The 12,556-nt window shown below is 44.4% G+C and carries 16 protein-coding genes; 15 read left to right on the forward strand and 1 reads right to left on the reverse strand.

Annotated features, from left to right (window positions below; translation table 11 throughout):
* Window positions 1-63 precede the first annotated feature (63 nt).
* The 9 genes from PCH02S_RS07010 to PCH02S_RS07050 all read left to right on the forward strand — a co-directional run bounded on the left by PCH02S_RS07010 (window position 64) and on the right by PCH02S_RS07050 (window position 7,424).
* On the forward strand, window positions 64-1,218 hold the full coding sequence (locus PCH02S_RS07010; protein WP_127451810.1) for a hypothetical protein: 1,155 nt from the start codon (window positions 64-66) through the stop codon (window positions 1,216-1,218).
* Between the two features lie 174 nt (window positions 1,219-1,392).
* Complete coding sequence (locus PCH02S_RS07015; RefSeq protein WP_127451411.1) at window positions 1,393-1,581, forward strand: IDEAL domain-containing protein; 189 nt, start codon at window positions 1,393-1,395, stop codon at window positions 1,579-1,581.
* Window positions 1,582-1,731: 150 nt separating this feature from the next.
* Window positions 1,732-2,811, forward strand: a complete 1,080-nt coding sequence (locus tag PCH02S_RS07020) for an LCP family protein (protein WP_127451413.1) — start codon at window positions 1,732-1,734, stop codon at window positions 2,809-2,811.
* A gap of 72 nt (window positions 2,812-2,883) precedes the next feature.
* Entirely contained in the window at window positions 2,884-3,315 is a 432-nt protein-coding gene (locus tag PCH02S_RS07025; protein ID WP_127451415.1) for a DUF2487 family protein, read from the forward strand.
* A 281-nt stretch (window positions 3,316-3,596) separates the two neighbouring features.
* Complete coding sequence (locus PCH02S_RS07030; protein WP_127451417.1) at window positions 3,597-4,142, forward strand: QcrA and Rieske domain-containing protein; 546 nt, start codon at window positions 3,597-3,599, stop codon at window positions 4,140-4,142.
* A gap of 17 nt (window positions 4,143-4,159) precedes the next feature.
* Complete coding sequence (gene qcrB / locus PCH02S_RS07035) at window positions 4,160-4,831, forward strand: menaquinol-cytochrome c reductase cytochrome b subunit (protein ID WP_127451419.1); 672 nt, start codon at window positions 4,160-4,162, stop codon at window positions 4,829-4,831.
* Between the two features lie 20 nt (window positions 4,832-4,851).
* Entirely contained in the window at window positions 4,852-5,742 is an 891-nt protein-coding gene (locus PCH02S_RS07040) for a menaquinol-cytochrome c reductase cytochrome b/c subunit (RefSeq protein ID WP_127451421.1), read from the forward strand.
* A gap of 62 nt (window positions 5,743-5,804) precedes the next feature.
* Window positions 5,805-6,467: a DUF1405 domain-containing protein gene (locus PCH02S_RS07045; RefSeq protein WP_307719925.1), complete on the forward strand. Its 663-nt coding sequence runs from the start codon at window positions 5,805-5,807 to the stop codon at window positions 6,465-6,467.
* Window positions 6,468-6,533: 66 nt separating this feature from the next.
* Window positions 6,534-7,424 carry a sporulation protein YpjB gene (locus PCH02S_RS07050; RefSeq protein WP_127451423.1) on the forward strand — a complete coding sequence of 297 codons (891 nt, stop codon included), beginning with the start codon at window positions 6,534-6,536 and terminating at the stop codon, window positions 7,422-7,424.
* A gap of 40 nt (window positions 7,425-7,464) precedes the next feature.
* On the opposite strand, the gene PCH02S_RS07055 is transcribed toward PCH02S_RS07050, so the two are convergent.
* Window positions 7,465-8,337 (reverse strand): YitT family protein, encoded by an 873-nt coding sequence (locus PCH02S_RS07055; protein WP_127451425.1) that lies wholly within the window; start codon window positions 8,335-8,337, stop codon window positions 7,465-7,467.
* 114 nt (window positions 8,338-8,451) lie between these two features.
* Here PCH02S_RS07055 and PCH02S_RS07060 point away from each other — a divergent pair, with 114 nt between their 5' ends.
* The 6 genes from PCH02S_RS07060 to bshA all read left to right on the forward strand — a co-directional run bounded on the left by PCH02S_RS07060 (window position 8,452) and on the right by bshA (window position 12,540).
* Window positions 8,452-8,790, forward strand: a complete 339-nt coding sequence (locus PCH02S_RS07060; protein WP_127451427.1) for a nucleotide pyrophosphohydrolase — start codon at window positions 8,452-8,454, stop codon at window positions 8,788-8,790.
* A gap of 62 nt (window positions 8,791-8,852) precedes the next feature.
* Window positions 8,853-9,362, forward strand: a complete 510-nt coding sequence (locus PCH02S_RS07065; protein WP_127451813.1) for a tetratricopeptide repeat protein — start codon at window positions 8,853-8,855, stop codon at window positions 9,360-9,362.
* 26 nt (window positions 9,363-9,388) lie between these two features.
* The gene (gene dapB / locus PCH02S_RS07070) at window positions 9,389-10,192 is read left to right on the forward strand and encodes a 4-hydroxy-tetrahydrodipicolinate reductase (RefSeq protein WP_127451429.1); all 804 of its coding nucleotides are present in this window, start codon (window positions 9,389-9,391) and stop codon (window positions 10,190-10,192) included.
* A gap of 27 nt (window positions 10,193-10,219) precedes the next feature.
* Window positions 10,220-10,639 (forward strand): methylglyoxal synthase, encoded by a 420-nt coding sequence (locus PCH02S_RS07075; RefSeq protein WP_127451431.1) that lies wholly within the window; start codon window positions 10,220-10,222, stop codon window positions 10,637-10,639.
* 1 nt (window position 10,640) lies between these two features.
* Window positions 10,641-11,333: a bacillithiol biosynthesis deacetylase BshB1 gene (gene bshB1 / locus PCH02S_RS07080; protein ID WP_127451433.1), complete on the forward strand. Its 693-nt coding sequence runs from the start codon at window positions 10,641-10,643 to the stop codon at window positions 11,331-11,333.
* 19 nt (window positions 11,334-11,352) lie between these two features.
* Window positions 11,353-12,540 carry an N-acetyl-alpha-D-glucosaminyl L-malate synthase BshA gene (gene bshA / locus PCH02S_RS07085; protein ID WP_127451435.1) on the forward strand — a complete coding sequence of 396 codons (1,188 nt, stop codon included), beginning with the start codon at window positions 11,353-11,355 and terminating at the stop codon, window positions 12,538-12,540.
* Window positions 12,541-12,556: the final 16 nt, after the last annotated feature.

Consider the following 12,556-nt stretch of genomic DNA (forward strand, 5'->3'; position numbering starts at 1 on the left):
CCCATAATGGTTACTAGAAACCACGGAGCTGAAAGCTTCGCCAAATGGGGGATGTAGATGGAAATGAACCTAGCGGACATGCTCAGCTACGCCGATATCCACGAGCTAGGCCGAATCGCTAACACCTATGAGTGCGAGTGCAATGGCCATTCAAAAAACGAGTTGATTCAGTCGATTTTGAGTACAGCCCTGCGCAGAGAGATTTTCGAGAAGCATATTCAAAGCTTGAATTTGGAGGACATCCGATTTTTGAATTCTCTCCTTTTCGATCCTCGCAACGCATTCAGTATTGAAGAACTGATCGCTAGAGTTCAACAGTCACGGTTTCAGAAAGATGAATCCGTTGAATGGAATCCCCGCGACATGGTCATTAAATTTAAGAAACTCGGCTGGTTGTTTAATGGGTATTCCCAACAAACCAAATTTTTGTTTCATGTGCCAAATGATTTGAAACGGAAATTTAGCGATGTGCTTACGGGACAGTTCAAACAGAGCTTGAAACAAACTCCTGAGCCTAATGTTTATCGAGACGAGCAGTTACTCATTATTGAGGATATCTTTCATTTTTTGACGTTCCTTTCTCAGGTGCAGGAATTGCCTTTGACAGTTGAAGGATCCATGTACAAGAGGCAGCTTCAGCAAATATTGGATCGCATGTCTGTACAGGAGGAAATGGTGTCCAAAGGAGCTTGGCGCTTCGGATACGGACGCATGTTTAAAGACTATCCGAACCGATTCTCATTCATCTATGATTACTGCTATTATCGGCAGCTAATCAATGAGCAAGGCCAAGTGCTCAGTTTGACGGAGGAAGGAAAATCACGTTTGCTGGAAGGGAAAAAAGAGAATCTGGCGGATGTGTATAAGTTCTGGCTCAGGCTCTATAAGAACCCTATTCCCAATGTACAAAGTCTCGCGGGATGGGTTGACCGCCTAAGCGGCCAGTGGGTCACTTTAGCCTCTTTAAGCGAAGTGTTATGTAAATTGGTCAAGCCCTTTTATTATGACAGTTCGGAATCCATCGTAGAACAGCGTATTTTACAAATGATGATGCATCTTGGGCTTATACGTATAGGAGAAGATCTGGAGAACGGCATAGTCGTGCAAGCGACGAAGATGGGCTCGAAAGTGATTCAAGGTACTTTTGTTGCGGAAGAAGACAAGGTTGTCCTTTTTCTGGACCAAGAGAGCGCAAGGTTCAAAGGGGATATTAAGTAGTAGGTAAAGACACATTCCTAATCAATCGGGCTTTTGAACGAAGCGCGAATGTATGGACTGAATATGATAAAAGTAGGAGCACACAGGGGTTGGCAGACACCTAGGAACGGATTTTCATGTTTTTGCGAAAAAGAAGCTCCTGACAAACCGCGTACACATTTGGAGGTAGGTCTCATGGGAAAAATGAATGTATCTAACAACGCGCTGCTGGCACTTTTCGCGGAAATGGTTTGGGATGACGCCATTCGCAAATATAAAGAACAAAATCTCTACAAAGAGATTGATCTTGCATTAGCAAAAGGGGATCAACCGACATTCCTTGCTCTTACATCTGAGCTTAAAATGCTGCAATCTTCAGGATAATGATCGTGGTGGCCAGCCACAATAGGGACAAAAGACATGTGAAACCTTTTCACATGTCTTTTTTTGCAGGAAAGGTGATAAAAAAGAACTATTTTGTTACTCCATACGTCGATTAGTTAGACTATATTGCGACGCAAAAGGAGAATACAAATGAGAAAGCTCTTGAAAACCATGCGGAAACGGAAAGTTTTATCATCGTTTCTTCTATTTACTTTACTCGTTGTCGGGGCAGCATCCGGCTACGCCGCTTTTCTGATGAATAAATGGAACCATGCCTTGGATCAAATAGCCGCTCCTATCGCGCCTGCTTCAAATGAAATCGACACAAGCGGTTATCCTGCATCGCAGACGTCCCAAACATCCGGTGCGACAGAGAAGGAAGAGAAATCGCTTACTCTGCTATTAACGGCAGTTGACGAGCGGTCAGGTAGCGAAGGATCGTTAAATACGGATGTCATGATGCTTTTTCGTATAGATCCGGTAACGCATCAAGGTACAGTAGTATCGATTCCTAGAGACCTTGAGGTATCAGCAGAAAAGTCCGGTTTAGAAACCTCGCATAAAGCTAATTATTTCTATGCTTATAACTATAATAAAAACAAAGAAACAGCTCTTGATGAGACAAAGCAGTTGTTCAGCAAGATTTATCAAGTTCCGATCGATCACATGGCTGTTATTAATTTTGATGGGTTTCGCAAGCTTATCGATCAGTTAGGCGGTATGACGGTTGATGTCGATATGGATATGAAATACCAAGATGAGAGTGACGGAACAAATATTAACTTGAAAAAAGGCACGCAGCGCTTAAATGGCAAACAAGTGCTTGATTATATTCGCTACCGCAAATCGAATATGGGTACAGCGGAATCGTCGGATTTGGAGCGAAACCAGAGAGAGCAATTTGTGCTTAATGAATTACTTGATAAATTAACTTCAATTAATGGAGTAACCGCGTGGGGGAAAGTGCTTGATATTATGGGAAGTTCCATTAAAACAGACATCCCGGCGGACGAACTTCGCACATTAACCAAATCGTACCGTGAGTATAAGCCGGCTAATGTCCAGTACATTCACCTGGACGGGACATGGGAGAGTCCTTACTTGGTCGTGAAACAGCAGGATTTGGAGGAAGCGCTGGAAGCGTTGCGCGGACAAACGGACAGTTTAAATAATAGTTCATTCGACAGCTCGATCGACAGTTCAATTGACAGCCATTTGCAGACAGATTAAAGTGTACAAGAAGCGATGGCTATTGCTACATAGCAAACGCATTTTTGGTAAAAGATAGAGGGGGAAGCACGGTTGAAGTTTAATGAGATTTCTGCGCAAGAATGGTACGATTTAAAACCATACTTGGACACATGTTTGCTGCCAGTAACGGGGTTGACCGGATTCGAAGACCCCGCACAAGTAACTTTGGCGTTGGAACAGCTCCGAGATGCACTGGAAACCATCGAAATTCCATACAAAGGTAGGGTAGTAACGTACCCGGCGCTTCATTATATGACGGCGGTGAGCATGAGGGACCAGCTAGAAGCCCTTTCTCTTCATTTAAAAAGGATGGGATTCCGCTACGTCATCGTACTGACCATACATACGGAAGCTGCAAGCTGGAAGGCAGATCAAACCGATTTGTTGATCGCTGTCGACATGGAGCAGTGGGAGAGCAAAGCCGAACAGATCAAAGCAAGTATTTCTAAGCAAGTTCAGCACTTATGGCAGCATAGTGATTAACTTTAGCTGGTAAGTGTATTATTGGAAAAAAAAATGCACAGGATAAGGGAAGTAATGGCGTACATTGGCTGCCAAAAAGTTGTGACAATTTCGTTAAAATTTGTCCAAACGCCAAGTTTTCAATGGCTCAAAAGGAGTTCTGGATTCTTGACGACCTAGTAGTCGTAGGATATTATTAGTAATGTCCTAGTTATGTAGTGTAATGTCGAACGACACGTGATAGAGGTAACTGACGTCCGAGAGGGTTGGACATCGGCCAATGTAGGAGGGTAGACCTGAGAATGAGTGATCATAACAATCACAATGAAGAACAGCATGGGAAGAAACCCGGGACTAAACGCGAAATGTCTCGTCGACAATTTCTATCCTACACCCTGGGTGGCGCTGGAGGATTCATGGGGGCCGGCATCATTATTCCGATGATTCGGTTTGCGGTAGATCCTGTGCTTCAGAAGAAGTCAGAATCAGATTGGGTTAAAGTTGTCGAAGAAAGTAAAATTACAAATGTTCCACAATCGTTTACGTTCCAAGTTCATCAAGTGGATGGCTGGTACGAAAGTGACGCTGAATTGGTTGCGTGGATTTCCAAAGACAGCAGCGGCAAGCTCTTTGCATTGAATCCTACTTGTAAGCACCTTGGATGTACGGTCAACTGGAATGATAACCCGGCTTACAAAGATCAGTATTTCTGTCCTTGTCATGGTGCTCACTACACGCAAGATGGTAAAAACCTTGCTGTCGCACCTAAACCATTGGATGAATACACAACCAAAGTTGAGAACGGGTTCGTTTATGTGGGACAACTGCATGCTAACACAAGAGTATAAGGAGGCGTCACAATCAGATGTTTAAAAACGTATACAACTGGATTGACGAACGTCTTGATATTACGCCTATGTGGAGGGATGTAGCAGATCATGAGGTTCCAGAACACGTAAACCCTGCTCATCATTTTTCCGCTTTCGTGTATTGCTTCGGCGGATTGACGTTTTTCATTACAGTCATTCAAATCTTATCAGGTATGTTCTTAACGATGTATTACACACCTGATATCATCAATGCTTATGCAAGCGTTGACTACTTACAACATAAAGTAGCTTTCGGTGTTATCGTCAGAGGTATGCACCACTGGGGAGCTAGTTTAGTTATCGTAATGATGTTCTTACATACCCTGCGCGTGTTCTTCACAGGTTCTTACAAAGCACCACGTGAAATGAACTGGGTAGTAGGCATGCTCATTTTCTTCGTTATGTTAGGTCTAGGTTTTACGGGATACCTGCTTCCATGGGATAACAAAGCATACTTTGCTACACAAGTAGGTATGAAAATTGCAGCGTCCGTACCTTTAGCGGGTCCGTACATTGAAACGTTGCTGCAAGGCGGAAGCATCGTTGGTGCGCAAACACTAACTCGTTTCTTTGCCATTCACGTGTTCTTCCTGCCTGGCGTTCTGCTCGCTTTGCTTGCTGGACACTTCTTCATGATTCGCAAACAAGGTATTTCCGGACCGCTATAAATTAGGGAGGGGCGAATAGCGTGGCGCATGGTCATAAGTCAGACGAGAAAATCGTTTACGTTGGGGATTCCCGCGTAATTAAGAAAACACAAGAACAAAGATTAATCCCTCGCGATTACTCTGCGTATCCGGGAAAATCGGAAGCCTTCATTCCAAACTTCTTGTTAAAAGAGTGGATGGTAGGGGTCGTTGTACTAGTCGGTATGCTAGTGTTAGTCATGTCCGATCCGGCTCCGCTAGGTTATCCTGCGGATCCTAAGAATACAGCGTTTATTCCGATGCCTGACTGGTACTTCTTGTTCATGTATCAATTGTTGAAATACCCGTATACATCCGGGGATTACGTAGTACTTGGAGCGGTTGTTGTTCCTGGTTTGCTGTTCGGTGGCTTGATGCTGGCTCCTTTCTTGGATACAGGCAAAGAGCGTCGCTTCTACAGAAGACCAATTGCTTCAAGCTTGATGATTTTATCTCTAATCGCTTGTACATACCTGACGTACACATCTTGGGATCACTACCAATTTGAGTTGAAAGAGAAAAACATCATTCCTGAGCACATCAAGCGTGAAGAAGAATTGCACGCTAACAAAGGCGCAGCTGCTGGCGGCGGCGCGGCGAAGGATACGAAGAAAGCTCCTGCTATCGTAGCAGCAGATGATCCGGGTGCTGAAATCTACAAAAAAGCAACTTGCTTGTCCTGTCATGGTGCTGGACTTAAAGGGATGCCGGCTTCTGGCGTACCTGCGCTCCTTGGCGTAGGTGACAAACATCCGCAAGATGAGATTTTGAACATTATCAAAAACGGTAAGGGTAACATGGGTAAACAATACCAAGCGAACATTGATAAAGGTTTAACAGATGCCGATATCACGAAACTTGCTGAGTGGTTATCCAAACAAAAAGCCCAATAAAATAGGGAAACCTGATCGCGAAAGCGGTCAGGTTTTTTTAAATCACCGGAGGAGGAGCTTACTTGCATCAAGGCATGTCCATTTCATATTTTTGGAGTAAGGATTTTTTGTTAAGCAAAACGATGCTGTGGCTGTTTTTCATTACTAATCTGCTTGGAACTGTGTATGGTTATGAGTGGTATTGGCTTCAAATGGTGGACACCATAGCCGAAAAACCGCTCTGGTACGTCTATTTTGTACCAGATAGCCCAACGGCCAGTTTATTCTTTACTTTGTCGGTTGGCTACTTACTAATAGACCGCTCACGGGGCAGCCAGGCGGGGAAAGTGTATAAAGCCATTAGAGGCTTTGTGGAAGCCTTTGCTCTTATTACTTCATTTAAATATGGCGTATGGGCCGTTACCATGATTTGGGCAGGCGCTTGGCTGGATGTTCCTGTTGGCTGGGATGGCTGGATGCTTACGTGTTCGCATTTGGCAATGGCAGTGGAAGCGTTATTGTTTGTTCGATGGTATACTTACCGAATACCGGCTATCCTGCTTGTTGCCTGCTGGACACTGTGGAACGACTTCATGGATTATGAACGAGGGGTATTCCCCAGATTGCCTGAAGTGCTTGTAAACAACTACTATAGAACGATAGAAGGATTTACAATCTCCTTAAGTATTATAGGTATTTCGATAGCATTCATCTGTTTGGGTTTACGTCAGAAGAAACAACGATAATTACATAACCGATGGTCTAAATTGGGACGAACCTCCATATGATGATGGTGAAGGAGGGGATGTCCCATGTTTATGTTTACCGGGGGAATTAAACGGCTGACGGCCACGCTTTTGATGGCAGCAGTCGTAAGTATAAGCTCTGCATGCGCAGCCAGCACCAGCACGATAGGACAAGCTGCTAAACCCGTAGATCCGGAACAATTGAAGCGGGTTGAGTTCTTGAATCAAATTGCTGATGAAATGTACAAGCAAACGATGGACGGCCAAGTGCTTGAGGCCCGGAATAAGCTGATGCAAATGTCAGATCAAATTCCAAAGATACAATTTGAAGGAATAACCTCCGTAGAAGGGCTTAATGCGCTTACCGAAACAATTACACAGGCCAAGAGAGTCTATAGCGCCGCGAGTTACTCACCGGAAGAAGCTCAAATGGCTGTAGCCAAAATTCGGCTTGCAACGGATGCCCTAACCCATAAAAATCAGCCTATGTGGCTGCAATATTATAAAGTACTGCAAAATGACACGGCTGCATTAACACAAGCTGTCAAAGCTGGCAAACAGCAAGAGAGCATTGCGGATTTCGGTAAGCTTTCTCAGCATATTGCCATTATTCATCCATCATTACTGATTAGCAGAGATGCTTCCTCTGTCGAGAAGCTTGACTCTGTCATTGTGTTTTTAAGGAAAAACATTAACAGCCAACCGATGATTGGCCGTCAAGTGGAAACAGGACTGGACCATTTGGGCCAAGTGCTGGACGAATTATTTTTGAAAAACAAAGATGCCATAGCTTTTGTCCCTATCACGGATCCTAAACATCCGATCATCTGGTCTGCTGGGATTGGACTGATCATCATCAGCGTTTTATCTTTCGTGGGGTGGCGAATGTACCAATCCGGTCGGCACATCGTTCCAATCAAACATTCGAGAGAGCGGGAACAGGAATTTGGCGATTAACATAAAAGGTTGAGCAGATAGCCAAATCTGCTCAACCTTTTTATTGTGCTTTAAAGCCCTCGCCTATTACGTCATGGACTTCCCCAATGATGATAAAAGCGCGAGCATCGATGGATTGGATGAGCTCGCGAAGACGTCTTGTTTCATGGCGATATACGACGCAATACAATACTTCTTTGTTGTTACCCGAATATGCGCCCCTGGCAGGGAACAAAGTTACGCCTCTGTCTAATTCCTTCGTAATTGCTTCAGATAACGGCACGGCTTGATCGCTTATGATCGTAAAAGCCTTGGCAGCATGAGCGCCTTCGGAAATGTAATCAATGAGGCGAGATGTAACAAAGACGGCTACGAGTGAGTAGAGGACTTTTTCCTTCGGCAAATAGAGAAAGGAAGATCCAATGACGATAACGTCAATAATTAAAATGACTTGCCCGACGCTCCAACCCCTCTTCTTATTTCCGATACGTGCCAGGATGTCTGAGCCGCCTGTCGTGCCGCCGAACCGGAAGACTAAGCCAAGTCCGGTGCCTAGTGTAAGCCCGGCATATAATGTAGCCAGAAAGTAATCCTGGGTGGTATGAAATGGGATTATCCAATTGTTATGTATGAGCTGTTCCATCACCCAGAGGAAAAACGATAAGGATACTACGCCATAAATCGTGTACAGCATCGGGCCTTTTCCGAAAACACGCCACCCGAGATAAAATAAGGGGATATTACATAATAAGGTTGATATGGATGGAGGAACGTTAAACACATATTTCAGCAGCAGAGCTACACCCGTAACGCCGCCTTCCATGAGCTCATTTGAAATAACAAAGTAATGTAAACCAAATGCATAAATTGCGGTGCCAATCGTAATGGCAAGTACATTTGTAAACTGATCGGATAATCTTTCCTTGAAAATCATTTCGTTTCCTCCAAACCTCATACTTCGGTTCTGTCAAAAAAATTTGTCAACTTTTCTTGTTTAGTTTAACATAGTAATGATATCTTGGTGAAGAAGAAGGAAAGAAGGGTGAACATGTCGGAACGCACGCTGAAAGATATACAGAAAGAAGTCGATACTTATATTTCCCAGTTCAAGGAAGGATATTTCAGTCCTCTAGCTATGCTCGCAAGAATGTCCGAAGAAGTGGGAGAGTTAGCCCGCGAAGTGAACCATACTTACGGTGAGAAACCGAAAAAAAGCACGGAAGCGGACAACTCCATTGAGTTGGAACTCGGCGATATTATGTTTATTACGATCTGTTTCGCGAACTCACTGGGGATTGATTTGACGGAAGCGCATGATAAAATCATGCATAAGTTCAATACGAGAGATGCGGGTAGATGGACTAAAATTAACACCGAAATTACATAAGCTTCATAAACTATACCATCCCCTCTGAAGGGAGACTCTCTTTCGATAAGGAGGATGGGCAGATGAATGGAGAAGATCAAATACAGAAAGCGTACGAATCTATACTTTCACAAGACTTCGAAAAAGCCATCGAATGGTTTGAAAAAGCGATAATCGCAGAACCCGACAATGCTGCCTATCACTACAAACTATCGATAACTTATGGAAGAAGCAATAAGCTGAGCAATGCCATTGAACACGCGTCAATAGCTACTCAGTTGGAACAAGATAATCAAGTGTACCGTTATCATTTGCAAGTGCTGCATGCCAGAGAATTAGTCGATAAAGCTCGCAGGCAGTTAAGCACAGAATCTGAACATGCGGAACGAGCGATTTTCTTGCTGAAGGAAGCGATTGTGCTCGATCCCTTGACGATTGAAGCTTATCTAATACTTGGGGAAGCCTTCGCTTTCCGAAATGATTACGGGAGAGCTTATCAAACGGTCATGGAAGCCGTTCGACTGGAGCCGAATCACGAACTAGCTAAGCAGCAGGCTGCTCGCTACCAGCAAAAGATGAAAAATAGAGTCTGAAACATACACAAAGGAGAAACATCGTCATGGATCGTAAAATTCGAGTAGCTGTCATTGGGGCAAGTGGAAGAATGGGGAGAGAGGTCGTTAAGACCGTGCTCACGGAGTCCGATATGGAATTAGTGGCGGGGGTAGACCGCTCCTCAGGCCCAATTGATCTTGGAAGAATGGTAGGATTTGAAGAATGCGGCGTCAAAATGAGCAACGATTTGGAGCTTGCGCTAACCGAATCCAAACCGGATGTATTAGTTGATTTTACGGGTCCGCACACGGCCTTTTCGCATACCAGTTTAGCGATTCAGTTGGGGATTCGTCCCGTAATGGGGACTACCGGTTTTACTCCGCAGGATATTGCTGAGTTGGACAAGCAGTGTCAGGATAAAGGAATCGGTGGAATTATTGCTCCTAACTTTTCCATTGGAGCGATTCTGATGATGAAATTTGCTGCGCAAGCGTCGAAATACTTTCCTCACTTGGAAATTATCGAGTATCACGGTGACCAGAAGCTGGACGCGCCTTCAGGAACTTCCGTGAAAACCGCTGAACTGATCTCTGAAGTAAGAGAAGAGATCCGACAGGGGAATCCGAAAGAAGAAGAAACGATTGAAGGTTCGCGCGGCGGGTATTACAATGGGTTTAGAATACATAGCGTACGTCTGCCGGGTATTTTTGCTCAACAGGAAGTCATTATGGCTGAACAAGGGCAGGCACTTAAGATTAGACATGACTCTTATGACCGTGCTGCCTACATGCCGGGAGTAGCGATTGCTGTTCGCAAAGTAATGACATATAGCGGTATGATTTATGGATTCGAACATTTTATAGATTAAGAAAGACCTAGGGGAGTGGAAGTCAGAATGTTAAATATCGCGCTAATCGCTCACGACCGTAAAAAAGATGAGATGGTCAATTTCGTTACGGCGTATGAACATGTCTTTGTAGGTCATAACTTATATGGAACAGGCACGACAGGACAGAGAATCATGGATAATACTAAACTCAATGTCCATCGCTTTATGTCGGGTCCACTTGGCGGTGACCAACAAATCGGTGCTTTGGTTGCTCAAAATGAAATGGATTTAATCATCTTTTTACGTGATCCGTTAATGGCGCAGCCGCATGAGCCGGATATCATTGCTTTATTGCGTTTATGCGATGTTCAAGGAATCCCATGCGCCACCAATATTGCCACGGCGGAAATTCTCGTTAAAGCGCTGGATCGCGGGGATTTTGCCTGGAGAGAACTCGTACATAAATATAAACCGGGTCTTGAATAAGATGAGTGAACAATTAGATATTCTTATTTTTGGCGCACATGCAGACGATGCCGAGATTGGAATGGCCGGGACGATTGCGAAGCATACCTCACTCGGCTACCGGGTGGGTATTTGTGATCTAACCTACGCAGAGATGTCCTCCAATGGGACGGTCGAGACGAGGAAAGAAGAAGCGGAGCAAGCGGCACAACAGCTAGGATTGACCGTGCGAACGAATCTGGGATTACCGGATCGTGGCTTGTTCGTGACTCCCGATCATATCGAACGTATTACGGCGGAAATTCGAAAATACAAACCTAGAATCGTCTTCGCTCCTTATTGGCAGGATCGCCATCCCGATCATATTGCTTGCTCGGCGCTTGTTCAAGAAGCTGTCTTTAATGCCAAACTGCGCAAATATTTGCCGGAGTCTGATCCAGTCCATGTGGAGAACATGTATTTTTATTTTATAAATGATGTGTATGAAGCTGATTTTATTGTCAATGTAACCGACTATTATGAGACCAAAAAAGCTGCGCTGAGCGCTTATCGTTCGCAGTTTACAACGGGGCAAGGTACCGTAGCGACACCGCTGAATCAAGGTTATGTAGAACGTGTCGTGGCCCGTGACCATTTATTGGGACAAAAACGGATGCTGCAGTATGCAGAGGGTTTTGTTTCTAAACTGCCTATGGTGGTAGATCGATTCGATTGATCTGGAAAAGAGGTGCAAAATGAGCGATAAACTTAAAAGCGATAAACTTAAAATTGGAATTACGTGTTATCCGACGTTAGGCGGTTCAGGCGTTGTAGCAACAGAACTCGGCAAGCTGCTTGCCGAAAAAGGGCATGAGGTTCATTTTATTACGCACAGCATGCCGTTTCGCCTGGGTAAATTCCATAAAAATATATTTTATCATGAAGTGGAAGTCAGTCAGTATTATGTATTCCGCTACCCGCCTTATGATCTTTCCCTTGCAAGCAAACTTGCCCAAGTGGCCAAGATGGAAGAGCTTGACCTGCTTCATGTTCACTACGCCATTCCTCATGCGGTATGTGCACTGCTTGCCAAACAAATGGTTGGCAGCAAGCTGAAGGTCGTCACTACCCTTCACGGAACGGATATCACTGTGCTTGGCCAAGATCAATCCATTTCAGATTTAATTCAATATGCGATTAATGAGAGCGATGCGGTTACGGCAGTATCGAAGGATTTAATTAAGGAAACTAGGGAATTACTGGATATTGAACGTGATATCGATTTGACCTATAACTTTGTTGATAAAAGGGTGTATTACCCAAGAGACGTTACGAAACTTCGTGGTGAGTTTGCCAGACCGGAAGAGAAGATCCTCATTCATATTTCCAATTTCAGACCGGTCAAACGCGTTCAGGATGTCGTGGATATCTTTGCGAATGTAAGCAAGAGAATTCCTTCAAGGCTTCTGTTTGTCGGAGAAGGTCCTGATTTGTCTAAAATGATTGCCAAGGTGAAGGAAATGGGTCTTAGCGATAAGGTCACGTTCTGTGGCAAGCAGGATGACGTATCACAGGTCATTTCTTTGGCTGATGTCATGCTCCTGCCTTCCGAGAAAGAAAGCTTCGGATTGGTCGCCCTGGAAGCTATGGCTTGCGGTGTACCAACCATAGGTTCGAATGCAGGAGGTATTCCAGAGCTGATTACTCATGGGGAAACCGGTTATCTAGCCGAGGTCGGCGATACGAATGCGATGGCGGATCATGTCGTGAACCTGCTTAGCAACCAAGTACTGTATGAGCAAGTAGTGCAAAATTGTTTGGACCGTGCCAGATACACGTTTTGTAATGATATCACCACACAGCAGTATGAAGAAATTTATTATCGCGTATTGGGAAGAGAACTTCCGGAATCTCACCGGATTACAGCCTCGTCCTGTCAATAAGAGGATGCAAGCTGGT

The organism is Paenibacillus chondroitinus NBRC 15376 (assembly GCF_004000765.1).
Classification (GTDB): Bacteria; Bacillota; Bacilli; order Paenibacillales; family NBRC-103111; genus Paenibacillus_E; species Paenibacillus_E chondroitinus.

Bases quoted from the DNA above. Each gene is read 5' to 3' on its own strand.
- bshB1 (WP_127451433.1), top strand. From the start codon at position 10,641: ATGAGTGAACAATTAGATATTCTTATTTTTGGCGCACATGCAGACGAT.
- PCH02S_RS07055 (WP_127451425.1), bottom strand. From the start codon at position 8,337: ATGATTTTCAAGGAAAGATTATCCGATCAGTTTACAAATGTACTTGCC.
- PCH02S_RS07020 (WP_127451413.1), top strand. From the start codon at position 1,732: ATGAGAAAGCTCTTGAAAACCATGCGGAAACGGAAAGTTTTATCATCG.
- qcrB (WP_127451419.1), top strand. From the start codon at position 4,160: ATGTTTAAAAACGTATACAACTGGATTGACGAACGTCTTGATATTACG.
- PCH02S_RS07050 (WP_127451423.1), top strand. From the start codon at position 6,534: ATGTTTATGTTTACCGGGGGAATTAAACGGCTGACGGCCACGCTTTTG.
- PCH02S_RS07060 (WP_127451427.1), top strand. From the start codon at position 8,452: ATGTCGGAACGCACGCTGAAAGATATACAGAAAGAAGTCGATACTTAT.
- PCH02S_RS07010 (WP_127451810.1), top strand. From the start codon at position 64: ATGAACCTAGCGGACATGCTCAGCTACGCCGATATCCACGAGCTAGGC.
- PCH02S_RS07065 (WP_127451813.1), top strand. From the start codon at position 8,853: ATGAATGGAGAAGATCAAATACAGAAAGCGTACGAATCTATACTTTCA.
- dapB (WP_127451429.1), top strand. From the start codon at position 9,389: ATGGATCGTAAAATTCGAGTAGCTGTCATTGGGGCAAGTGGAAGAATG.
- PCH02S_RS07015 (WP_127451411.1), top strand. From the start codon at position 1,393: ATGGGAAAAATGAATGTATCTAACAACGCGCTGCTGGCACTTTTCGCG.
- PCH02S_RS07075 (WP_127451431.1), top strand. From the start codon at position 10,220: ATGTTAAATATCGCGCTAATCGCTCACGACCGTAAAAAAGATGAGATG.
- PCH02S_RS07030 (WP_127451417.1), top strand. From the start codon at position 3,597: ATGAGTGATCATAACAATCACAATGAAGAACAGCATGGGAAGAAACCC.
- bshA (WP_127451435.1), top strand. From the start codon at position 11,353: ATGAGCGATAAACTTAAAAGCGATAAACTTAAAATTGGAATTACGTGT.